Annotated in this window: 17 protein-coding genes; 6 read left to right on the forward strand and 11 right to left on the reverse strand. The window is 63.8% G+C overall.

Annotation, left to right across the window (positions count from 1 at the left end; translation table 11 throughout):
- Positions 1–14 precede the first annotated feature (14 nt).
- The 5 genes from KTQ42_RS09625 to KTQ42_RS09645 all read right to left on the reverse strand — a co-directional run bounded on the left by KTQ42_RS09625 (position 15) and on the right by KTQ42_RS09645 (position 6,432).
- A protein-coding gene (locus KTQ42_RS09625; protein ID WP_217345304.1) for an IS5 family transposase occupies positions 15–820 on the reverse strand; the annotation gives its coding sequence in 2 pieces (ribosomal slippage) (positions 15–481 and positions 481–820; 807 coding nt in all).
- Positions 821–927: 107 nt separating this feature from the next.
- Positions 928–2,277: a transposase gene (locus KTQ42_RS09630; RefSeq protein WP_249222705.1), complete on the reverse strand. Its 1,350-nt coding sequence runs from the start codon at positions 2,275–2,277 to the stop codon at positions 928–930.
- Positions 2,278–2,535: 258 nt separating this feature from the next.
- On the reverse strand, positions 2,536–4,746 hold the full coding sequence (locus KTQ42_RS09635; protein ID WP_217345305.1) for a xanthine dehydrogenase family protein molybdopterin-binding subunit: 2,211 nt from the start codon (positions 4,744–4,746) through the stop codon (positions 2,536–2,538).
- Positions 4,743–5,729, reverse strand: a complete 987-nt coding sequence (locus KTQ42_RS09640) for a xanthine dehydrogenase family protein subunit M (RefSeq protein ID WP_217345306.1) — start codon at positions 5,727–5,729, stop codon at positions 4,743–4,745. The genes KTQ42_RS09635 and KTQ42_RS09640 overlap by 4 nt, the downstream gene beginning before the upstream one ends.
- 13 nt (positions 5,730–5,742) lie before the next feature.
- Positions 5,743–6,432, reverse strand: coding sequence for a 2Fe-2S iron-sulfur cluster-binding protein (locus KTQ42_RS09645; RefSeq protein ID WP_217345307.1), 690 nt, complete (start codon positions 6,430–6,432; stop codon positions 5,743–5,745).
- A 294-nt stretch (positions 6,433–6,726) separates the two neighbouring features.
- Between KTQ42_RS09645 and KTQ42_RS09650 the strand changes: the two genes are divergently transcribed.
- Complete coding sequence (locus tag KTQ42_RS09650; RefSeq protein ID WP_217345308.1) at positions 6,727–8,127, forward strand: alpha/beta fold hydrolase; 1,401 nt, start codon at positions 6,727–6,729, stop codon at positions 8,125–8,127.
- Positions 8,128–8,139: 12 nt separating this feature from the next.
- Here the strand turns inward: KTQ42_RS09650 and KTQ42_RS09655 are convergent, their stop codons facing one another.
- Positions 8,140–9,027, reverse strand: coding sequence for an SDR family oxidoreductase (locus KTQ42_RS09655; RefSeq protein WP_217345309.1), 888 nt, complete (start codon positions 9,025–9,027; stop codon positions 8,140–8,142).
- Positions 9,028–9,054: 27 nt separating this feature from the next.
- On the opposite strand from KTQ42_RS09655, the gene KTQ42_RS09660 reads away from it, so the two are divergent.
- From KTQ42_RS09660 to KTQ42_RS09670, 3 genes are all read left to right on the forward strand, one after another.
- A complete protein-coding gene (locus KTQ42_RS09660) occupies positions 9,055–10,083 on the forward strand; it encodes a CDP-6-deoxy-delta-3,4-glucoseen reductase (protein ID WP_217345310.1) in 1,029 nt (342 codons plus the stop codon).
- A 195-nt stretch (positions 10,084–10,278) separates the two neighbouring features.
- Positions 10,279–11,487 carry an acetylornithine transaminase gene (locus KTQ42_RS09665; RefSeq protein WP_217345311.1) on the forward strand — a complete coding sequence of 403 codons (1,209 nt, stop codon included), beginning with the start codon at positions 10,279–10,281 and terminating at the stop codon, positions 11,485–11,487.
- Between the two features lie 218 nt (positions 11,488–11,705).
- Positions 11,706–12,635, forward strand: coding sequence for an IS5 family transposase (locus KTQ42_RS09670; protein WP_217345312.1), 930 nt, complete (start codon positions 11,706–11,708; stop codon positions 12,633–12,635).
- A 29-nt stretch (positions 12,636–12,664) separates the two neighbouring features.
- On the opposite strand, the gene KTQ42_RS09675 is transcribed toward KTQ42_RS09670, so the two are convergent.
- From KTQ42_RS09675 to aceE, 5 genes are all read right to left on the reverse strand, one after another.
- Entirely contained in the window at positions 12,665–12,880 is a 216-nt protein-coding gene (locus tag KTQ42_RS09675; protein WP_217345313.1) for a hypothetical protein, read from the reverse strand.
- Between the two features lie 25 nt (positions 12,881–12,905).
- Entirely contained in the window at positions 12,906–15,011 is a 2,106-nt protein-coding gene (gene lpdA / locus KTQ42_RS24245) for a dihydrolipoyl dehydrogenase (RefSeq protein ID WP_217345314.1), read from the reverse strand.
- 94 nt (positions 15,012–15,105) lie between these two features.
- Positions 15,106–15,672 (reverse strand): MFS transporter, encoded by a 567-nt coding sequence (locus KTQ42_RS09685; protein ID WP_217345315.1) that lies wholly within the window; start codon positions 15,670–15,672, stop codon positions 15,106–15,108.
- Positions 15,673–15,718: 46 nt separating this feature from the next.
- Positions 15,719–17,068 carry a dihydrolipoyllysine-residue acetyltransferase gene (aceF, locus tag KTQ42_RS09690; RefSeq protein WP_217345316.1) on the reverse strand — a complete coding sequence of 450 codons (1,350 nt, stop codon included), beginning with the start codon at positions 17,066–17,068 and terminating at the stop codon, positions 15,719–15,721.
- Positions 17,069–17,198: 130 nt separating this feature from the next.
- Positions 17,199–19,895, reverse strand: a complete 2,697-nt coding sequence (aceE, locus tag KTQ42_RS09695; RefSeq protein ID WP_217345317.1) for a pyruvate dehydrogenase (acetyl-transferring), homodimeric type — start codon at positions 19,893–19,895, stop codon at positions 17,199–17,201.
- Positions 19,896–20,132: 237 nt separating this feature from the next.
- On the opposite strand from aceE, the gene folD reads away from it, so the two are divergent.
- Positions 20,133–20,978, forward strand: a complete 846-nt coding sequence (gene folD / locus KTQ42_RS09700; protein ID WP_217345318.1) for a bifunctional methylenetetrahydrofolate dehydrogenase/methenyltetrahydrofolate cyclohydrolase FolD — start codon at positions 20,133–20,135, stop codon at positions 20,976–20,978.
- Positions 20,979–20,981: 3 nt separating this feature from the next.
- On the forward strand, positions 20,982–23,048 hold the full coding sequence (locus KTQ42_RS09705; RefSeq protein WP_217345319.1) for a M3 family metallopeptidase: 2,067 nt from the start codon (positions 20,982–20,984) through the stop codon (positions 23,046–23,048).
- The last annotated feature ends 21 nt before the right edge of the window (positions 23,049–23,069 follow it).

Raw genomic sequence — 23,069 nt, forward strand, 5'->3', positions numbered from 1 at the left:
GCTAAGAAGCTGTTTCAAAATGACCATTTGAGTGTGCGCCAGCATATCAGGCAAAAAGCGATTTGTAAGAGGGCTTCGTGGATGTCGGCCCGCCGTTCATGGCGAACACGAAGACGACGATTGGCGTATAACCAAGCATGTGTCCGCTCGACGACCCATCGAATTTTGCCAAGGCCACTACTATGGGGTTGGTCCCGGCGAGCAATCGCTGTAGCAATACCGTTGGCGTGAAGCAGTCGGCGATATTTGTCGTGGTCATAGCCGCGATCTGCATAAACGCGTTGCGGCTTCTGGAGTGCGCGGCCGCGGCGGCTCGCGATGGGAGGAATCGCAGCGACCAGCGGTTCAAGCTGGGTGACGTCGTTGCGATTGGCACCAGTCAGGATTGCGGCGAGCAATGCGCCATTGGCATCGGTGGCGGGATGGTGCTTGGAGTCTGGTTGCGCACGATCAGTGGGGTTCGGACCTGTTTTAGACCCGTCCCAACAGCACGAATGGGAGAAGAACCGACGATGACGCGAGAAAAATCGATGCGATCAGCAGCGCGCAATTTCAACAGCAGTAGGATATGCAACTGCTCCCATACGCCGGCTTGCTGCCAGTCGCGTCGACGCCAGCAGCTTACGCCCGAACCGCAGCCCATTTCAACGGTTAGCTCGCTCCAGCGAATGCCGCTTCTGAGCACGAATAGGATACCCGTTAGCGCTGCACGGTCCGATATGGGCATCCGACCAGGATACTTGAAGCACCTCGGTTTCCGAGGCAGCAGAAGTGGCTCAATTAGTGCCCGCAATTCGTCATCAACGATGGGCTTTCCCATCTCCTTAGCCCCCACTGTCACAACCGGAAAGGTCAACAGAATCGCCAATAAGTTAACAGAGCCCCTTTGGGCTTTTTGTAACAACTTCTAACCTGGACTTTATCCCTTCAGGCGGCGTAACTGAGCGTCTCGGTCAAGCGGTCGAATAGAGGTAGCGGGATTTTTATCATCTCAGACGGGCCTTCTGATGTTGATAAAGCCTGTTTGCACCAGAACCACCGACGCACCAGAGCGATCGTGTCGGAGAATGTTGCGACCTCCTTCTTATACCAAGCGGCATGTCGCAGAATGATCGGTTGTTCCTTGATTCGTTGCTTCGCCAGTAAGGCAACAATGGAATACAGCGCCAGGATCACCGGCGTGGTGCGAGCAATGGCTCGCGCAGACCATTGGCGTTGTGTTTCCATACCCAGGTGGGCACGTGCTTCCTCAAAGGTCACTTCCACCTGCCAGCGCTTGACGAACCAATTCAGGATTTGGTCGGGTGATGCTTTCTGATTGGTACAGAGAAACGCCTGGGGTTTGAATCGACGCTGTGGGTCACGTACCAGTACCCATCGCAATGGCACAACTGGCTTGCCCGTGTGATACCAGAGTGCCGTGCCAGAGGCCACTTGGACATTCCGTTCTCCTTGGCTATACCAGCGTGTGACCGTGACCGTCTGCCACATTGTCCTGGGATTTGCCAATACTGTCTGCAGCGTCGGGAGGCGCACGCCTTTGCGCCGTGGGCGGCCGACTTTATTGGCCCGGCGCGGCGCAGCCGGCTCATATAAAGCGGCATCCAACCGCAAGCGCGTAATGACACAGACTTGCGGTGACACAGCCGCCAGCAAGTCGATAGCAGCGAAGCTGCTGTCAGCGACGATCACGATGTCTCGCTGCGGCAGCCAGCGTTTGACCATGAACAGCATTTGCCGTGCACGGTCCGTCAGTTTGCTGGGGCGCCGGCCACGTTCATGGTAATAGCGTTCTGATGGCGTAAGTGCGGTGCAGAATGGCAAGGCCCAATCACGGTGGGCCCAAGGAATCGGAGCAATCAGCATCAGGCATAGCCATCGCAAGCCGCTGGCTTTAACGAAATGGCTGTGACTGGAGCGGACCGGATCCCGATAGATACCTTTGGCCGCAATCCGGGCGCCTTGGCGTCGCTCAATTGTGTCATCGAGGGCCATGACCAGCGGTCCGTGCGGAACAAATGCCTCCATCAAGGCTAGCAGAAGGCGCCGGCTTGCCGCCAGAGGCGACCATTTAACCCGGTTGAGGATGCGATGGAACTTCTGAAATTGCTGCTCTTCAGAATGCCCCATGACGTGCAGCACCGCAGTGACGGTGCGCGTGCCCACCGCCAAAATGGCGCCAGCCAGCAATAGCTGCACCGACGGCCAGACGACCTTGGAAAACATAGGGCGGAATAATAGACTGAGCTGAGTAAGCTCGAAGGGAAACGATTTCATGATGACCTCTCGTGCAGGAGTGGTTACACCATGATAGGCCCCTTCGGGCTTACCTCCTTTCCCTCAAAAATGGACAAAGTCCAGCTAACAGGCTGTTGAAAAACGCTTTCGCATGTATTGCAGCACAATGAATCTGCTTAACATTTGTGCAAAACTGGCTGCTTTTACTGAATAAATAAGCAAACTCCATAGGTGCGTGGCGCCTGCAATTCATTTTTTAACAGCCTGCTAAAGCTGCTCAGGCTTCTGACAACCTCGTCAGAGCAGCTTGTCCAGCGTGATCGGCAGGTCCCGCACCCGCTTGCCGGTGGCGTGATAGACGGCGTTGGCAATCGCTGCCGCCACGCCCGTGATGCCGATCTCGCCGATGCCCTTGGCGCCCAGCGGATTGATATGCGCATCCTTTTCCGGCACCACCACGATGTCGATTGCGCCGATGTCGGCATTCACCGGCACATGGTATTCAGCCAGGTTGGCATTGACCGCGCGGCCATAGCGCAGGTCGTATTCGGTGGCTTCCATCAGGGCCATGCCCACGCCCCAGACGATGCCGCCCATCAGCTGGCTGTGGCCGGTCTTGGCATTGAGCAGCTGGCCCACGCCATAGGCCGCGGTGATGCGCGGCACCCGGACTTCGCCGAGGTCGGCATCCACATGGACTTCGGCAAACACGGCGCCGAAGGAATGCATCGAATACGCCTCCTTCTCGCTGCCGGCCCTGGCCTCGCCGCTGGCTTCGAGCGCCCGCCCGCCGTTGCGGGCGAGGATGGCGGCATAGGGTTCGCGCCGGTCCGTCGACGAACGCAGGAACAGCCAGCCGTTGTCCATGCCGACGTCGTCCGGGCTGGCGCCGGCCAGTGGCGACCTGCGGTCGGCCAGCGCCAGGCCGACCAGCTTGTCGCGCAGGGCCGCGCAGGCCGCCTGCACCGCCGGCGAAACGCTGGCCACGGACTGCGAGCCGCCCGATACCGGTGCCTGGGGCAGCGCCGAGTCGCCGAGTTCGAAACGCACCTTGTCCGGCGCCAGGCCCAATGCATCGGCGGCCACCTGGGTCATCACGGTATAGGTGCCGGTGCCAAGGTCCTGGGTGCCGGAACTCACCACCGCGCTGCCGTCGGGCAGCAGGCGCGCGCTGGCCTTGGCGGCGGAGCGATTGGCCGGATAGGTCGCGCTGGCCATGCCCATGCCGATCAGGGTGCTGCCGTCGCGCATGGACAGCGGACGCGGATCGCGCCTGGCCCAGCCGAAGCGCTCGGCGCCGACCCGATAGCATTCGCGCAGCGCATTGCTGGACCACGGCTTGTCCTTTTCCGGGTCGCGCTGCGCGTAATTGCGCATGCGCAGGTCGATCGGGTCGACCTTCATTTCATATGCAAGCTCGTCCATCGCGCATTCGAGCGCGAAGCTGCCAGTGGCCTCGCCGGGTGCGCGCATGAAGGTCGGCGTGCCGATGTTGAGCCGGGCCAGGCGGTGCGTGGTCTGCTGGTTGGGCGACTCGTACATCATGCGGGTGACAAGCGCGGCGGTTTCCAGCCAGTCTTCCTGGAACGAGGTGCTGGCCAGCACATTGTGGCGTACTGCCGTCAGCGCGCCATCGCGTCCGGCGGCCAGCAGCATGCGCTGCTCGGTGTTGGGCCGCCCGCCCACCGGGCCGAACATCTGCGGCCGGTCCAGCACCAGCTTCACCGGGCGGCCGGCGCGGCGCGCGGCCATTGCCGCCAGCACCACATGCGACCAGGTCGAGCCCTTGCAGCCGAAGCCGCCGCCCACATAAGGGCAGACCACGCGCACCTTGTCAGGCGCGATGCCCAGCGTCTTGGCCACGGCGTTGCGGTCGCCGGTGACGTACTGGGTCGAGTCGTACAGCGTCAGGTGCTCGCCTTCCCAGACCGCGATGGTGGCATGCGGCTCCATCGGATTGTGATGCTCCATCGGCGTGCGATAGGCCACGTCGATCTGCGCCGCCGCCGCGGCGATGCCGGCATCGAGATTGCCGCGGCTGGTGTCGGCCGGGCCGTCCTTGGCCTTCTTCGGATCGACCGGCTGCAGCTTGGCCTTTTCAAAGTCCAGGGTTGCCTGTTCAGCGTGGTAGCTGAAACGTACATGGCGCGCCGCGTCGGCGGCCTGTTCCAGCGTTTCGGCCACCACCAGGGCCACCGGCTGGTTGTTGTAGTGCACCCGGTCGTCCTGCAGCAGGTTGAGCACCCTTCCCGCCGGCGGCTGGCCGGCGGCGGCCTTGCCGGCCGACGGCAGGCGCGGCGCGTTCTTGTGCGTCAGCACCGCGATCACGCCGGGCATGCGTTCCGCCTCAAGGCTGTCGACCGCGCTGATGCGGCCGTTGGCAATGGTGCTCATCACCATCACCGCATGCGCCAGCCGCGGTATCTTGTGCTCGGCCGAAAAGGTAGCCGTGCCCGTGACCTTGCGTACGCCATCGACGCGATTGAGTGGCTGTCCTGTGGAAGTCATGCTGTCTGCCCCGCCTTGCGCAATGCGCGTGTGATGGCCCGCTGGGCGAGCGCGATCTTGAAAGCGTTGTGCTCATAGCCTTTGGCGCCGGCCAGCGCCGCCGCCGCGCACTGGTCGAGCACCTCCGCGGTCAATGCCTGGCCCACCAGGAGGGCCTCGGCCTCGCGCGCGCGCCAGGGCTTGTGCGCCACCCCGCCAAGCGCGATGCGGGCCTCGCGCACCACCTCGTTTTCCATCCGCAGCGCCGCCGCCACCGACACCAGCGCGAAGGCATAGCTGGCGCGGTCGCGCACCTTCAGGTAATGGCTGTGGTCTGCATGCATGGCCGGCGGCAGGTCCACGCCAAGGATCAGTTCGCCGGGCTGCAGCACGCTGTCGCGCTGCGGCGTGTCGCCGGGCAGCGTATGAAAGTCGGTCATGGCGATGGCGCGCTCGCCATTTGGCCCGCGCACCTGCACCACCGCGTCCAGCGCAGCCAGCGCCACGCTCATGTCGGACGGGTTAGTCGCGATGCACTGCTCGTTGGCGCCGAGGATGGCATGGATGCGGTTGTAGCCTTCGCGGGCGGCGCAGCCCGATCCGGGCTGGCGCTTGTTGCACTTGTCGAACGCGGTGTCGTAGAAGTAGTAGCAGCGGGTGCGCTGCAGCAGATTGCCGCCCACGGTCGCCATGTTGCGCAGCTGCGGCGAGGCGCCCGACAGGAAGGCCTGCGACAGAAGCGGATAGCGCTGCCGCACCAGCGGATGGTTGGCGGTATCGCTGTTGCGGGCCAGTGCGCCGATGCGCAGGCCGCCCTGCGGCAGCTCGGTGATGGCCGCCAGCGGCAGGCGGCTGACATCGATCAGGCGCTGCGGCGTCTCGACGCCGTTCTTCATCAGGTCCAGCAGATTGGTGCCGCCGCCGATGAAGCGGGCGCCCGGCTGCTGGGCCAGCGCGACTGCCTGCGCCACATCGGCCGGACGTTCATAGGAAAAGGGATGCATGATGGCCTTCGGGCTAGCGTTTGACGCTGGCGACGTCCTGCACCGCCGCAACGATATTCGGGTAAGCGCCGCAGCGGCAGAGATTGCCGCTCATGCGCTCGCGGATTTCCTGTGCGTCCAGTGCGATCGGTATTTGGCGCACATCTTTCGTGACGGCGCTGGCGGCATTCGCGGCAGCTTCGTTGAGCAGGCCGGCGGCCGAGCAGATCTGGCCCGGCGTGCAGTAGCCGCACTGGAAGGCGTCGCGCTCGATGAAGGCCGCCTGCAGCGGATGCAGCGCGCCTTGCTGCCCCAGTCCTTCGATGGTGGTGACTTCCTGGCCTTCATGCATGATGGCCAGCGTCAGGCAGGCATTGATGCGGCGTCCTTCCACCAGCACGGTGCAGGCGCCGCACTGGCCACGGTCGCAGCCTTTCTTGGCGCCGGTCAGCCCCACCACTTCCCGCAGCGCGTCCAGCAGGGTGACCCGCGGCTCCAGGTTCAGCCGGTGTTCGCGGCCGTTGATGCGCAGCAGCACCGGCACGGCGGCCGCCGCCGCCGGCGTTGCGTTGGCTGGCCGCGCCGGAGCCGCCTCGGCGCCTCCCAGCGGCGTGGCCAGCCCGCCTATGGTGGCCACCGCGGTCTGGATGAAGCCGCGCCGCGTCAGGGCTGCGCGGGAAAGCTCGTCGAACGACCTTTCAGGGTCGGAGGCATCGTTTTGCATGGTATGGCGCCTGTCTGGATAGGACGGCCCGGCGTTTGTGCCCGGCCCGATGCGGGCACGGCCAATGCAAATTCGATACCATGCCGCTGCGCAGGCAGCAATTGGCGTATGGATGCCTGCAACAACGTGGCCTGCCGGTAAAGCCGTGTAATTTTTACAGCCGAGCCGCGCATCCTGCCGCTTTCTTCAATTCAACTCTCCCTCGCAGAATCTATGACGGGCCCGTTGGCGGACGTGGCCGCAATCCTGTAGTGTCCTGCACTGCTTGCTTTTGACAAAAATTAAGGAGACCCAATGAAGCCTGTCCTAACTCTTCCCCTGTTTGCGGCCGCGCTGATGGCAGGCTGCGCCAGCCAGGGCGACACCAATACCACCGCCGATGCCACGCCGCCCATCGTCTTCGTGCACGGCAATGGCGACAGCGCCGCGCTCTGGCAAACCACCTACTGGCGTTTCGAGAGCAATGGCTGGCCGCGCTCGCACCTGCATGCGATCAACCTGCCCTACCCGCTGGCGCGCGACGACGACGGCAAGCCGCAGCCCGGCCGTACCTCCACCGCCGAGCACCGCGATTACCTGAAGAAGGAAATCGACCAGGTGCTGCGCCAGACCGGCGCCAGCAAGGTGGTTTTGGTGGGCAACTCCCGCGGCGGCAATGCGATCCGCAATTACATCCAGACCAGCATGCAGCAGACCGGCACGGTGGCCGTCTCCCATGCGATCCTCGGCGGCACGCCCAACCATGGCGTGTGGTCGCGCGCCGGTGAGCGCGAAGGCAATGAATTCGCCGGCACCGGCTCTTTCCTGACCGGCCTGAACGCGCCGAAGAACGCCGCCGGCGACGAAGTCGCCGGCCCGGTGCGCTGGATGACGATACGCTCGGACAACAACGACAAATATGCCCAGCCCGACGCCGGCTGGCCGGCAAGCACCGGCAAACCCACCGGCGTCGACTACGCCGGGCCGGAACTGAAGGGCGCGCGCAATGTGGTCGTCCCCGGCATCGACCACCGTGAAACCTCGTACAGCGCACCGGCATTCGAGGCGACCTACCGCTTCATCACCGGACACGCGCCGGTTCGCCTGGACATTGCGCCCGAGTCGCAGGTGCAGTTGTCCGGCATGGTGACCGGCTCCGGCATCGACCCGCTGGATGCGAAATCCGGCAACTTCGCCAACAATCTCCCGCTGCCCGGGGCGAAGCTGGAAGTGTATGCAGTGCAGCCGGATGGCCCGGATGCCGGCGCGCGCATCGGCCAGCCGCTGCATGTGCAGACCATCGCCGCCGACGGCAAGTGGGGCCCGTTCCGGGCGCAGGCCAACAGGCCCTACGAGTTCGTGATCGGCGCGCCGGGCTATGCGACCACCCACGTCTACCGCAGCGGCTTTCCGCGCTCCAGCGACATCGTGATCCTGCGGCCGGAGCGTATCGCCGAAGCCGACCGTGCAGCGAAGCAGATCGTGATCCTGACCCGGCCGCGCGGCTACCTCGACGCCGGCCGCGACCGCATGCTGCTGGATGGCCGCGCGCCCGCCGGCCTGCCGCCCCACGGCGGCATGCTGGCCAGCAGCAAGCTGCTGCTGCAGGAAACCGCGCCACGCGCAGTCCAGGCCGAGTTCAACGGCGAGCGCCTTGCCGGGCGCAGCTGGAATGCGGCGGATGGCGAGGTGACGGTGCTGGAAATCACCCAGTAAAACGCGTCGGGGTCAGCCCTGGTGCGCCGGCGCTGGCAGCGCTGCCAGCGCCGATTGCACCGTCGGATAATGCAGCCGCATGCCCAGTTCCTGCATGATGCGGTCGTTGCGCAGGCGGCGCGACTCCGACATGAAGGACAGCATCATCGGCGACACCGCCTCGCGCAACTGGGCGCGCGGCAGGCGCGGCGGCCGCGGCAGCTGGCAGGCGTCGGCCACCGCATCGAAATACTCGGCCATGCGCATGTCGCTGTCGTCCACGGCGTGATAGAGGCGCGACGGCGCGCCGCGAAACAGCGCCAGCAAAATCAGCCGCGCCAGGTCGTCGGCGTGGATATGGTTGGTGTAGACATCGTCCTCGGCCACCAGCGCCGGCGTGCCCTTGTGCAGCCGCTCCAGCGGCAGCCGGTCATGGGCATAGATGCCCGGCACTCTCAATATTGCCAACCGCCCGCCTGATCTTTTCGCCCAGCGCCGCAGCACGCGCTCGGCATCCACCCTGCGCACCGCGCGCGGATTGGCCGGCCGCACCGGCCGGGTTTCATCGAACACCGCGCCGCCGCAGTCGCCATAGACCCCGGTGGTACTCACATAAACCAGGCTGGTACCCTGGGGTAAAATGGCGGCCAGATTGCGGGTGCGGCTGTCAATGGCGCCCGCGGCGGGCGGCGGCGCCAGGTGAATGACATGACTGGCCAGCCGCGCCAGACGCGCCAGCGTCGCCGGCTGATCCAGGTTTGCCGTCAGCGGCACGGCGCCGGCCGCGCGCAGTTCGGCATGACGCGCCGGCTGGCTGGTCGCCGCATAGACCCGAAAGCGGTCGCGCACCAGCGGCAACAGCCGCATGCCGACGTCGCCGCAACCAATGATCAGCAGCCGTGGCTTGCCGATCTTATTCATGGACAATTTTTTCATTTGCGGGATTGTATGACTTTCCAAGTAACGGTAGAGCCCAGCGGCCGCCAATTCAGCTGCGACGAAGACGAAACCGTGCTGGCCGCCGCCATCCGCGCCGGCGTCGGCCTGCCCTACGGCTGCAAGAACGGCGCCTGCGGCAGCTGCCGCGGCAAGCTGGTTTCGGGCGAGGTCAGCCATCGGGCCCACCAGGAACGGGCGCTGCCGGTGGCCGACGAGGCGCGCGGCTTCGCCCTGTTCTGCTGCGCCGTGCCGCACAGCGACCTGGTGATCGAGGCGCGCGAGGTGCTGGGCATCGGCGAATTCCCGATCAAGAAAATGCCGACCCGGGTGGCTAAGATAGACCGCGTCACCGACGATGTGATCGTGCTGTCGCTGCAGCTGCCGGCCAACGAGCGGCTGCAGTACCGCGCCGGCCAGTTCATCGAATTCATCCTGAAGGATGGCCGCCGCCGCAGCTACAGCATGGCCAATGCGCCGCACCTGGACGAGCACCTGACGCTCCACATCCGCCATCTGCCGGGCGGCGTCTTCACCGACCATGTATTCAACACGATGAAGGAGCGCGACATCCTGCGCTTCGAAGGCCCGCTGGGCACCTTCTTCCTGCGCGAGGACAGCAGCAAGCCCATCGTGATGCTGGCTTCCGGCACCGGGTTCGCGCCGATCAAGGCCATGGTGGAACAGGCGCAGCACAACAAGATGACGCGTCCGATCACCCTGTACTGGGGCGGCCGCCGGCCGGGCGACCTGTACATGGATGCGCTGTGCCGCGAGTGGGCCGAGACCCTGCCCAACTTCCGCTACGTGCCGGTGATATCGGATGCCAAACCCGAGGACAACTGGCAGGGCCGCACCGGCTTCGTGCATCGCGCCGTGATCGAAGACCTGCCCGACCTGTCCGGTTACCAGGTCTATGCCTGCGGCGCGCCGGCCATGGTGAATGCGGCCCAGAATGACTTCACCGCGCAGTGCAAGCTGCCGGCCGACGAATTCTATGCCGACGCCTTCACCTCGGAAGCCGACCTGGCCGCACCGTGATTGCGCAAGCCGGCGATGCGGGTCGTTTGACGCGCTGCGATAAAAATCATACTATCGCCGGCATGCCAAATTCACTGACCGCCTCGCGACGCCGCATCCCGCATCCTGAACCCGGGAAGCCGTGCGCGTGAATGTCAGTCAGTCACCAAGCCACAGGTCAGCCCTGTGGCTTTTTTTTTGAACAGGAGTCATCAAATGGAATTCAGCCAGTACGACACCGACGCGCTGCTCTACATCACCAACCGCCCGCCGCTGGTCTTCACCGAAGGCCAGGGCATGTGGCTGACCGACCATACCGGCAAGCGCTACCTCGATTACCTGCAGGGCTGGGCGGTGAACTGCCTGGGCCATTCGCCGCAATGCGTACAGGATGCGCTGACCGCGCAGGCGAAGAAGCTGATCAACCCCTCGCCCGCCTTCTACAACGAGCCGATGGTGTCGCTGGCTTCGGCACTCACCGCCAACTCCTGCTTCGACCGCGTGTTCTTCGCCAACAGCGGCGCCGAAGCCAATGAAAGCGCGATCAAGCTGGCGCGCAAGTGGGGCCAGAAGACGCCCAATGAAAAAGGCGAGAGCCGCCACGAGATCATCACCTTCGATCACAGCTTCCACGGCCGCACCCTGGCGACCATGTCGGCCAGCGGCAAGCCAGGCTGGGACAAGATCTTCGCGCCACAGGTATCGGGCTTCCACAAGGCCGACCTGAACGACATCGCCACCGTCGAAAACCTCATTACCGACCGTACCGTGGCGGTGATGCTGGAACCGGTGCAGGGCGAAGGCGGCGTGATCCCCGCCAGCCGCGAATTCATGCAGGCGCTGAGGAAGCTGACGAAGGAGCGCAAGCTGCTGCTGATCGTCGACGAAGTGCAGAGCGGCATGGGCAGGACTGGCGAGCTGTTTGCCTACCAGCTTTCCGGCATCGAGCCCGACATCATGACCCTGGGCAAGGGCATTGGCGGCGGCGTGCCGCTATCGGCCATGCTGTGCAAGGAAGAAGTCGCCTGCTTCGAGCCGGGCGACCAGGGCGGCACCTACAACGGCAATCCGCTGATGACGGCGGTGGGCGGCGCGGTGCTGAAGGCCCTTCTGGAGCCGGGCTTCCTGCCTGGCGTGCGCGAGAAAGGCGATTACCTTCGCGGCGAACTGCTGAAGCTGACCGACCGCTTCGGCCTGGCAGGCGAGCGCGGCAAGGGTTTGCTGCGGGCGCTGAAGCTGGGCCGTGCTATCGGCCCGCAGATCGTCGAGCTGGCGCGCGACATGGAGCCGGTGGGCTTGCTGCTTAATTCGCCACGGCCGGATCTGCTGCGCTTCATGCCGGCGCTGAATGTGAGCACGGAGGAGATTGACCAGATGATCGCGATGCTGGCGGAGGTGCTGGAAAAGGTGGAAAAACAGGGGTAAGTTGAATTCCAGGCCGCTGGCAATCGACCACCGGCTTGGAATTGCTTAAGTACATAGAACGCCCGGAACACTTCCATTCAAAAATTGCAAAAATGCCTTTGAACGTATCGACTCATGAAGCTCGGAGAAATTCACACCGATACTTCATCATCAGAACGGCTTTGTTGCGCAAATCGGGCAGCCAAGCGCATTGGCAGCAATTCGGGTAGGCTGGGTGCATGAAACCCGCTGCTCGGAAGTACCAAACGACGAACTGGAAAGCCTATAACGCGGCATTAAAGGCGCGTGGCTCTCTGCTGATCTGGCTCGATCCCACTATGAACTGGCACGGCCAGGCAAACGGTAAGCGTGGACGAAGTCCAACCTTTAGTGACGAAGCCATTCAGTTCTGTCTGAGTATCAAATGCCTGTTCAGCTTGCCGCTACGCCAGGCCATGGGCATGACGCAAAGCTTGCTGCAATTGACAGGCCTCGACTGGCCCGTCCCCGACTACAGCACGATAAGCCGCCGGCAAAAGAAATTGCGCGTTGCCATCGAAGTCATGCCCACCACGACCGGCCTGCACCTGCTGGTCGATAGCACCGGCATCAAGATGCTGGGCGAAGGCGAATGGAAGACCAGGAAGCATGGCGCTGATTACCGCCGCCAATGGCGCAAAGTCCATCTTGGCATTGATGCTTCCACACTCGAGATTCGCGCGATGGAAGTGACGGACAACAGTATCGGCGATGCGCCTATGTTGCCCAACCTATTGGGTCAGATTCCTCCAGAAGAGCTGCTCGCCAGCGTCAGTGGTGATGGCGCTTACGATACGAAGGGCTGCCATGAAGCCATCGCACGACGTCAGGCCGATGCCATAATCCCGATCCGGAAAAATGCCAAGCTATGGAAGATGAATCGCATTGGTGCCACGGCACGAAATGAGATTCTACGAGCGACACGCCGACTGGGCCGAACGATCTGGAAGAAATGGAGTGGCTATCACCGACGAAGTTTGGTCGAGACTAAGATGCGCTGCTTCAAGCTACTTGGCGAACGCATCATGGCCCGTGACTTTGATCGGCAAGTCGCTGAATTACAGGTCCGTGCCGCTGTGCTGAATCGCTTTACGCGCCTTGGCACGCCAATTACGGTCGCTATGCCATAAATCCATCTACAGCAAGGTTAACTCGTCCCTTACTTTATTTCTGCAACAGAGCCAAATTCCTGTGAAAAAGCGTTCCTCCTGAAAAACAGATTTTTATCCACGGGCGATGGGCCAATCAGCACGCCGCTAGTGATCGCCAGTACATCTTTTGGCGAGCTTTTTATAAAACGCCAAGCCTTGCTCACCAACCCGGCGCCATGCGCCGATGTCAAATGAAAAACGGGCATGGACGCTTGCGCGTCCATGCCCGCTTCAATAGGAAACCCCGCCTTACTTCTTCTTCGGCACGTACAGATCCGTAATCACCCCCAACCCCATCTCCGCCGCGAACATCGGCGTCTCCGACAGCGTCGGATGCGCATGGATGGTCAGCGCCAGGTCTTCCAGGTCCGCGCCCATTTCCATCGCCAGCACGGTCTCGGCCAACAACTCGCCCGCATTCACGCCGACAATGCCGGCGCCGATGATGCGCCTGGTTTCCGGGTCCCACAGCAGTTTGGTCATGCCGTCGTCGCGGCCCATGGCCAGCGCGCGGCCGGAGGCGGCCCAGGGGAAATTGGCTTTCTCATAGGGGATGCCCTGCGACTTGGCGTCGTTCTCGGTCAGGCCCATCCATGCCACTTCGGGGTCGGTGTAGGCGACCGACGGGATGGTCATCGGGTCGAACTCGACCTTGTGGCCGCCTATGACTTCCGCAGCCACCTTGGCCTCGTTGGTGGCCTTGTGGGCCAGCATCGGGTCGCCGCAGATGTCCCCGATCGCATAGATGTGGCCGACGTTGGTGCGCTGCTGGCGGTCAACCGGGATGAAGCCGCGCTCGTTGACGATCACGCCAGCCTTCTCCGCGCCAATGTCGCGGCCGTTCGGGCGGCGGCCCACTGCCATCAGCACCATGTCGTAGAGCTGCGGCTCGGCCGGCGCGTTGGCGCCTTCGAAGGTGGCCAGCAGGCCGTCTTCGCGCGCTTCCAGCTTTGTGACCTTGGTCTTGAGGTAGATGCCCTCGTAGCGCTTCTCGATGCGCTTCTGCAGCGGCTTGACGATGTCGCGGTCGGCGGCCGGGATCAGGCCGTCGGCGAATTCCACCACGGTGATCTTCGTGCCCAGCGCGTCATACACGCACGCCATTTCCAGGCCGATGATGCCGCCGCCGATCACCAGCATGCGCTTGGGGATCTGGCGCAGCTCCAGCGCGCCGGTGGAGTCAATCACGCGCGGATCGTCATACGGGAAGCCGGGGATGCGCGCAACCGACGAGCCGGCCGCGATGATCGCATTCCTGAAGGCGATGGTCTTGCTGCCTTCGGCGGTTTCCACCGTCAGCGTATTGGCCGACGAGAAGGCCGCCTTGCCATGCACCACCTGCACCTTGCGCGCGCGCGCCAGGCCCGACAGGCCGCCGGTCAGCTTCTTGACCACGCTGTCCTTCCAGCCGCGCAGGCCGTCGAGGTCGATCTCGGGCGCGGACATCTTCACGCCGAAGTGCGACATCTCCTCGGCCTCGGTGATGACCTTGGCCGCATGCAGCAGCGCCTTGGACGGGATGCAGCCCACGTTCAGGCAGACGCCGCCCAGCGACGCATAGCGCTCCACCAGCACCACTTTCTGGCCAAGGTCGGCGGCGCGGAAGGCGGCGGTGTAGCCGCCAGGGCCGGCGCCCAGTACCAGAGTCTCGCATTCGATATCGGCCTGGCCGCTGAAACTGGCGGCGGTCGGCGCCTGCACCGGCGCGGCAGCGGCGGGGGCGGCAGCAGGCGCTGCGGCCGGCGCAGGCGCCGCAGCGGCACCCTGCCCTTCCAGCACCAGCAATGGCGAACCCTTGGACACCTTGTCGCCCAGCTTGACCTTCAGCTCCTTCACCACGCCGGCATGGCTGGACGGGATTTCCATGCTGGCCTTGTCCGATTCCACCGTGATCAGCGACTGGTCGACGCTGACGGTGTCGCCCGGCTTGACCAGCACCTCGATCACTTCCACTTCCTTGAAGTCGCCAATGTCGGGTACCTCGACATTGATGATGCCGCCGGTTGCAACCGGGGCGGCCGCAGCAAGTGCGGGGGCAGCGGCAGGCGCCGGCGCAGCAGCAGGTGCTGGTGCGGCAGCGGGCGCAGCGGCAGCCGGCGCCGCCTGCTGCGCTTCGCCTTCCGTTTCCAGCATCAGCAGCAGCGAACCTTCCGCCACCTTGTCGCCGAGCTTGACCTTCATTTCCCTGATCACGCCGGCCTGGCTGGACGGAATTTCCATGCTGGCCTTGTCGGATTCCACCGTCACCAGCGACTGGTCCACCGCAATCCGGTCACCCGGCTTGACCAGCACCTCGATCACTTCCACTTCCTTGAAATCCCCGATGTCGGGAACCTTGACTTCAACCAGGCTCATAACTTAGCTCCATGTTCTGCCCGGGCCGCCCGTGTGGCGCGCGCCGGGGAATTGTTATAGCTCCCTGCAGGGACAAAGCGGGAGGATGGGTGTTTCATTGCATCGCGATACTGTGGATCTGCATGGGCCCGGCCGAATTCTTGTCGAACTCGATGCCGGCGGCAACGCCCACTTCGGCAATCCGCCGCGCCGACTCCAGGCTGTCGTAGACCGCATGCATCGCGCCCAGCGCGAAGTTGCGGCCGCTGCCTATGCCCCAGAAACGGTCGAAGGCAAACACCTCGCGGTACGAATAGACGCCGAAGATGCCATGCGGATTGGCGATCAGCGAGATCAGCTGCGACGATTCATACGGGTCGTCCTCGTCCTCCCGGGTGTTGAGGAAGTACTTCTCCTTCAGGATGTTGTGCACCCGGGTATAGGTCTCGAATACCTGGTCCTTGCTGCCCAGCCGGCAGTCCTCGCCCATCTCGGTCAGCACCTTGCGCATGACCGGGAAATGGGCGGTGGTGCCGGCCAGCGTGACCCAGGACTCGCCGACCTGGAAGATCTTGCTGTTGGCCTCGTAATTGCCGGGCAGCCGGGTGTCGCCGAACGTCACCAGCGAATCGGCGGCAATCGCAACCTCTCCATTCTTTCTGACGACGACACAGGTGGTCATGGCGGATCTCCCAACGACGGGCGGCCAGGGACGACCGCCCTGCCCATTACAGCAGCGTCTTGCGCATGTCGCCCAGCACTTCGGACAGATAGACCGTGAAGCGGGCAGCCATCGCGCCATCGATCACGCGGTGGTCATACGACAGCGAGGTCGGCATCATCAGGCGCGGCACGAACTGCTTGCCGTCCCAGACCGGCTTGAACTCGGACTTGGACAAGCCCAGGATCGCCACTTCCGGCGCATTGATGATGGGCGTAAACGCCGTGCCGCCGATGCCGCCGAGCGACGAGATGGTGAAGCTGGCGCCCTGCATGTCGGCTGGCTTCAGCTTGCCGTCGCGGGCCTGGGCCGACAGCTCGCCCATTTCCTGGGCGATCTGGGCAACGCCCTTCTTGTCGGCATCCTTCACCACCGGCACCACCAGGCCATTGGGCGTGTCCGCGGCGAAGCCGATGTGGTAGTACTGCTTCAGGATCAGGTTCTCGCCCTTGGCATCCAATGATGAATTGAAGACCGGGAATTTCTTCAGCGCGGCCACCGATGCCTTGATCACGAACGCCAGCATGGTCAGCTTCACGCCCGACTTGGCCATCGCGGCATTGGCCGACTTGCGGAATTCCTCCAGCTCGGTGATGTCGGCCTGGTCGTACTGGGTCACATGCGGAATCATGACCCAGTTGCGGTGCAGGTTCGGTCCGCTGATCTTCTTGATGCGCGACAGCGGCTGCAGCTCGGTGGCGCCGAACTTGGTAAAGTCCAGCGACGGCCATGGCAGCAGGTCCAGGCCCACGCCGCTGCCCTTGGCAGCCGGGGCGGGTGCGGCGGCCGCAGCTGCGCCGCCGGCGATCGCGCCCTTCACATAGCCCTGCACGTCCTGCTGGGTGATGCGGCCTTTGGGTCCGCTGCCCTTGACCTGGGTCAGGTCCACGCCCAGTTCACGGGCGAACTTGCGAATCGATGGCGATGCATGCGGCTTGATGCCGTTGGCCGCGGCAACCGGCGCTGCCGGTGCTGCGGGTGCCGGCACAGGCGCGGAGGCGGGTGCTGCGGGCGCCGGCCCTGCCACCGGTGCCGGGGCTGCCGGCGCGGCTGCGGGTGCAGGTGCTGGCGCGGCTGCTGCAGGCGCGGGTGCCGGCACAGCCGGCGCTGCCGCCGCGCCCTCGGTTTCCAGCATCAGCACCAGCGTGCCTTCGGCCACCTTGTCGCCCAGCTTGACCTTCAGTTCCTTGACCACGCCAGCCTGGCTGGACGGGATCTCCATGCTGGCCTTGTCCGACTCGACCGTGATCAGCGACTGGTCCACCGCCACCGTGTCGCCTGGCTTGACCAGCACTTCAATGACTTCGACTTCCTTGAAATCGCCGATATCCGGGACTTTGACTTCCACCATGCTCATTGTTCTAGCTCCGTTTTATGTCCGCCGCATTCCAAAAAAAGTCCGGGAAAGGAAGCACCGCGGCATGGCTGCCGTGCTGCTTGCGATTCCCGGACCCGATTGGGCATGACAGGGGATTCGTTAGTCTTGTTTACACTGTGACCGGATTCGGCTTGTTCGGATTGATGCCGTACTTCTCGATGGCCTGGGTGACGACGCCCGAGGACAGCACGCCTTCATCGGCCAGCGACTTCAGCGCGGCAACCACGACATAGTAGCGGTTGACCTCGAAGAACTCGCGCAGCTTGGCGCGGGAATCCGAGCGGCCGAAGCCGTCGGTGCCCAGCACCTTGTAGCTGCGGCCTTTCGGCACATAGCCGCGCACCTGCTCGGCGAACACCTTCATGTAGTCGGTCGACACCACGATCGGGCCGGAGGTCGGCGCCAGGCACTGGGCCAGGTGCGACAGGCGCGCCGGCTCGGACGGATGCAGCATGTTCCAGCGCTCGACCTCGGCGCCATCGCGCGCCAGCAGGTTGAACGAGGGCGCCGACCACACGTCGGACTCGATGCCCCAGTCATTGCGCAGCAGTTCGCTGGCGGCGATGACTTCGCGCAGGATGGTGCCGGAGCCCATCAGCTGCACGCGGTGCTTGGAATCCTTGCCGCCCTCCTGCAGCAGGTACAGGCCCTTCAGGATGCCCTCTTCCTGGCCCGGCTTCAGGCCCGGATGCGCGTAGTTCTCGTTCATCAGGGTGATGTAGTAGAACACGTCTTCCTGGTTCTCGATCATGCGGCGCAGGCCGTCATGCATGATCACCGCCACTTCATGGGCGAAGGTCGGGTCGTAGGACATGCAGTTCGGGATGGTCGACGCCAGCACCTGGCTGTGGCCGTCCTCGTGCTGCAGGCCTTCGCCGTTCAACGTGGTGCGGCCGGCGGTGCCGCCCAGCAGGAAGCCACGGGCGCGCATGTCGCCGGCGGCCCATGCCAGGTCGCCGATGCGCTGCAGGCCAAACATCGAGTAGAAGGTGTAGAACGGGATCATCACCGTGTTGTTGGTGGAGTACGACGTCGCCGCCGCGATCCACGAACTCATGGCGCCCGCCTCGTTGATGCCTTCCTGCAGGATCTGGCCGGCCTTGTCCTCGCGGTAGTAGCTGACCTGGTCCTTGTCGACCGGCTCGTAGAGCTGGCCGCGCTGGTTGAAGATGCCGATCTGGCGGAACAGGCCTTCCATGCCGAAGGTGCGCGCCTCGTCGACCAGGATGGGCACCACGCGCTTGCCCAGGTTGGCGTCGCGCAGCAGCACCGTCAGCACCCGCACATAGGCCTGGGTGGTGGAGATTTCGCGGCCTTCGGCGGTCGGGTCGAGCACGGCCTTGAAGGCTTCCAGCGGCGGCACCGGCAGGGTTTCGTCGGCCTTCACGCGGCGCTGCGGCAGGTAACCGCCCAGGGCCTTGCGGCGCTCGTGCAGGTACACCATTTCCGGCGCATCGTCGGCCGGCTTGAAGAACGGCACCTCGGCCAGCTTGTCGTCCGGAATGGGAATGTTGAAGCGGTCGCGCATTTCGCGGATCGCCTGGTCGTCGAGCTTCTTGGTCTGGTGCGCGGTATTGCGCGCCTCGCCCGACTTGCCCATGCCAAAGCCCTTGACGGTCTTGACCAGCAGCACGGTCGGCGTGCCCTTGTTCTCGACAGCGGCCTTGAAGCCGGCATAGATCTTGTGCGGGTCATGCCCGCCGCGGGTCAGGCGCCAGATGTCGTCGTCGCTCATGTTGGCGACCATCTCCAGCAGCTTGGGATGCTTGCCGAAGAAATGCTTGCGCACATAGGCGCCGTCCTTGGCCTTGTAGTTCTGGTACTCGCCGTCGACGGTTTCCATCATCACCTTCTGCAGGATGCCGTCCTTGTCGCGGCGCAGCAGGTCGTCCCAGCCCGGACCCCAGATCACCTTGATCACGTTCCAGCCGGCGCCGCGGAAGTCGGCTTCCAGTTCCTGGATGATCTTGCCGTTGCCACGCACCGGGCCGTCCAGGCGCTGCAGGTTGCAGTTGACCACCATGATCAGGTTGTCCAGCATCTCGCGGCCGGCCATGCCGATGGCGCCCATCGATTCCGGCTCGTCCATCTCGCCGTCGCCGCAGAAGACCCAGACCTTGCGGTTCTCGGTGTTGGCCAGGCCGCGGGCATGCAGGTACTTCAGGAAACGCGCCTGGTAGATCGCCATCAGCGGGCCCAGGCCCATGGAGACGGTCGGGAACTGCCAGTAGTCCGGCATCAGCTTCGGATGCGGATAGGAGGAAAGACCCTTGCCCTCGACTTCGCGCCGGAAGTTCAGCAGCTGGTCGTCCGACAGCCGGCCTTCCAGGTAGGAGCGGGCATAGATGCCGGGCGAGGAATGGCCCTGCAGGTACAGCAGGTCGCCGCCATGGTCCGCGGTCGGCGCATGCCAGAAATGGTTGAAGCCGATGCCCAGCATGTTGGCCAGCGAGGCAAAGCTGGAGATGTGGCCGCCGAGGTCGCCGTCGGCGCGGTTGGCCTTGACCACCATGGCCATGGCGTTCCAGCGCATCCAGGAACGCAGGCGCTCTTCATATTCGAGGTTGCCGGGGCAGTGCACCGTCAGATGCGCGGGGATGGTATTGACGTAGGCGGTATTGCTGGAAAACGGGATGTGGGCGCCGCGCCTGCGGGCCAGGTCGACCATGCGCTCCATCAGGTAGTGGGCGCGCTCCGGGCCTTCGTTTTCGATAACGGCTTCGAGCGCGTCGAGCCATTCTTTTGTTTCCATTACATCGGGATCGTTGGCGGCTTGCGCCATTACCTGGTCGAGCTGGGCAGACATCGTGCGTCTCCTATCTTTGCCGGATTGGTTTAGACATCGCGGGCGTGGGTTTGTTACAGGCGTGACTTGTGGGATGAACAACCCGCGCATTTTATCAGCGAAATTTGAAATTTCAAACTACGATATGAGTTTTCATAATGTGGGATTTAGTGTGCAGCGCAACATCGGTTTCCTCGTGCATCCGGAGCGGCAAGCGCCCGTATAATCCTGTTTTCCAACCGCAATCCTCCCTTCATCATGTCCGCACAAATCATCAATGGCACCCTGCTATCCCAACAACTGCGCACCGACGTCGCGCGCCGCGCCGCCGCGCTGAGCGCGCAAGGACGCCAGCCGGGCCTGGCCGTGGTGCTGGTGGGCGACAATCCGGCCTCCCAGGTCTATGTACGCAACAAGGTGAAAGCGTGCGAGGACAATGGGCTGTATTCCGTGCTGGAGAAATACGACGCCACGCTGTCGGAGGCGCAGCTGCTGGAACGCATCGCCGCGCTGAACGCCGATCCGAAGATCAACGGCATCCTGGTCCAGCTGCCGCTGCCGGCCCATATCGACTCGCACAAGGTGCTGGAAGCGATCGCGCCGGAAAAGGATGTCGACGGCTTTCATATCAGCAACGCCGGCCTGCTGATGACGGGCCAGCCGATGTTTCGTCCCTGCACGCCCTATGGCGTGATGAAGATGCTGGAGTCGATCGACTACCCGGTGCGCGGCGCCCATGCGGTGGTGGTGGGCGCATCCAACATCGTCGGCAAGCCGCAGGCGATGCTGCTCTTGCAGGCGGGCGCCACGGTCACCATCTGCAACTCCAAGACCCGCGACCTGGGCCTGCATACCCGCCAGGCCGACATCCTGGTGGTGGCCACCGGCAAGCGCAACATCGTCACCGCCGACATGATCAAACCGGGAGCGGTCGTCATCGACGTTGGCATGAACCGGGACGACAACGGTAAATTGTGCGGAGACGTCGATTTTGAAAACGCCAAGGAAGTCGCCGGCTGGATCACGCCCGTGCCGGGCGGGGTCGGCCCGATGACCATCACCATGCTGCTGGTAAACACCATAGAAGCCGCCGAGAGAACCTGACCCATGAATGCACAGACCAATCCCCTGCTCGACTTTTCCGACCTGCCGCGCTTCGACACCTTCGCGCCGGAATTCGTCACCCCCGCCATCGACAGCCTGCTGAATGAATGCCGCGAGGTAGTGGCGCGGCTGGAAGCGGAAACCGAGCCGGCCAGCTGGACCAATTTCGTGGAACCGCTGGAACAGGCAACCGAGAAGCTGGGCCGGGCATGGGGCGTGGTCGGGCATCTGAACGCCGTGGTGGACACGCCGGAACTGCGCGCCGTCTACAACGAGAATCAGCCCAGGGTCACCGAGTTCTGGACCGCGCTGGCGCAGAATCCGGCGCTGTTTGAAAAGTACAAGTCCCTGAAGAACAGTGCCGAATTCGCCACGCTGACGCCGGCGCGCAAGAAGATCATCGACAACGCGCTGCGCGACTTCCATCTGGGCGGCGCCGACCTGCCGGACGACAGGAAGGCGCGCTTTGCCGAGATCCAGGAACGCCAGGCGGAACTGGCGACCAAGTTTTCGGAAAACGTGCTCGACGCCACCAATGCCTACGAATTGATCGTCGAGGACGAAGCACGCCTGTCCGGCCTGCCCGACGACGTGCGCCAGGCCGCCCGCGCCTCCGCCGAGAAGGCCGGCAAGCCGGGCTACCGCTTCACCCTGCATTTCCCCTCCTATTTCCCGGTGCTGCAGTATGCGGACGACCGCGCGCTGCGCGAGACCATCTACCGCGACAACGCCACCAAGGCATCCGAACTGGGCGCGAAGCCGGAGTGGGACAACACCGCCCTCATCAGCGAACTGCTGCAGCTGCGCCAGGAAGAAGCCCGGCTGCTGGGCTACAACAACTATGCCGAAGTGTCGCTTGTGCCCAAGATGGCCGAAACGCCGCAGCAGGTGATCGGCTTCCTGGAAGACCTGGCGCAGCGCGCCCGTCCCTTCGCCGAAAAGGACCTGGAGGAAGTGCGCGCCTTCGCCAAAGCGGAACTGGGCATAGAACAGCTCGAAGCCTGGGACCTGGCCTATGCCTCGGAAAAGCTGCGCCAGAAGCGGTACGCGTTTTCCGAGCAGGAGGTCAAGCAGTACTTCCCGGAACACAAGGTGGTGGACGGCCTGTTCCGCCTGATCGAAAAGCTGTTTTCGGTGAAGATTTCGCCGGACAGCGCGCCGGTCTGGCACAAGGATGTCAGCTTCTTCCGCATCGAACGCGACGGCCGCCTGCTGGGCCAGTTCTACCTCGACTTGTATGCCCGCACCGGCAAGCGCGGCGGCGCCTGGATGAACGACGCCCGCGGCCGGCGCCTGGCCGGCGAAGCGGTGCAGACGCCGGTCGCCTACCTCACCTGCAATTTCACCGAGCCGGCGGTAATCGACGGCAAGGCACGGCCGGCGCTGTTCACCCACGATGAAGTCAACACCCTGTTCCATGAATTCGGCCACGGCCTGCATCACATGCTGACCCAGGTGGATGAGCTGGGCGTGTCCGGCATCTCCGGCGTGGAGTGGGACGCGGTCGAGCTGCCTTCCCAGTTCATGGAAAACTTCTGCTGGGAATGGGATGTGGTGCAGGACATGAGCGCCCATATCGACACTGGAGCGCCGCTGCCGCGCGCATTGTTCGACAAGATGACCGCGGCCAAGAACTTCCAGTCCGGCCTGCAGATGCTGCGCCAGGTCGAGTTCTCGCTGTTCGACATGCATCTGCACTACGACTACGACCCGCGCGGCCAGCGCAGCGTGCAGGACGTGCTGGACGATGTGCGCCGCCGCTTCGCGGTGATGATTCCGCCTTCCTTCAACCGCTTCCAGAATTCCTTCGGCCATATCTTCGCTGGCGGTTATGCGGCCGGCTACTACAGCTACAAGTGGGCCGAGGTGCTGTCCGCCGACGCCTACAGCGCCTTCGAGGAAGCCAGCGGCAGCGGCGACGAGGAGCACCTGGCCGAAGCCGGACGCCGCTTCCTGGCGGAGATCCTGTCGGTTGGCGGTTCGCGCCCGGCGCTGGAATCGTTCAAGGCCTTCCGTGGCCGCGAACCGGAAATCGATGCGCTGCTGCGGCACAGCGGCATGACCGCCTGACGCTGCCAGCCAGGAGAATGT

The organism is Noviherbaspirillum sp. L7-7A (genome assembly GCF_019052805.1).
GTDB lineage: Bacteria > Pseudomonadota > Gammaproteobacteria > Burkholderiales > Burkholderiaceae_D > Noviherbaspirillum_A.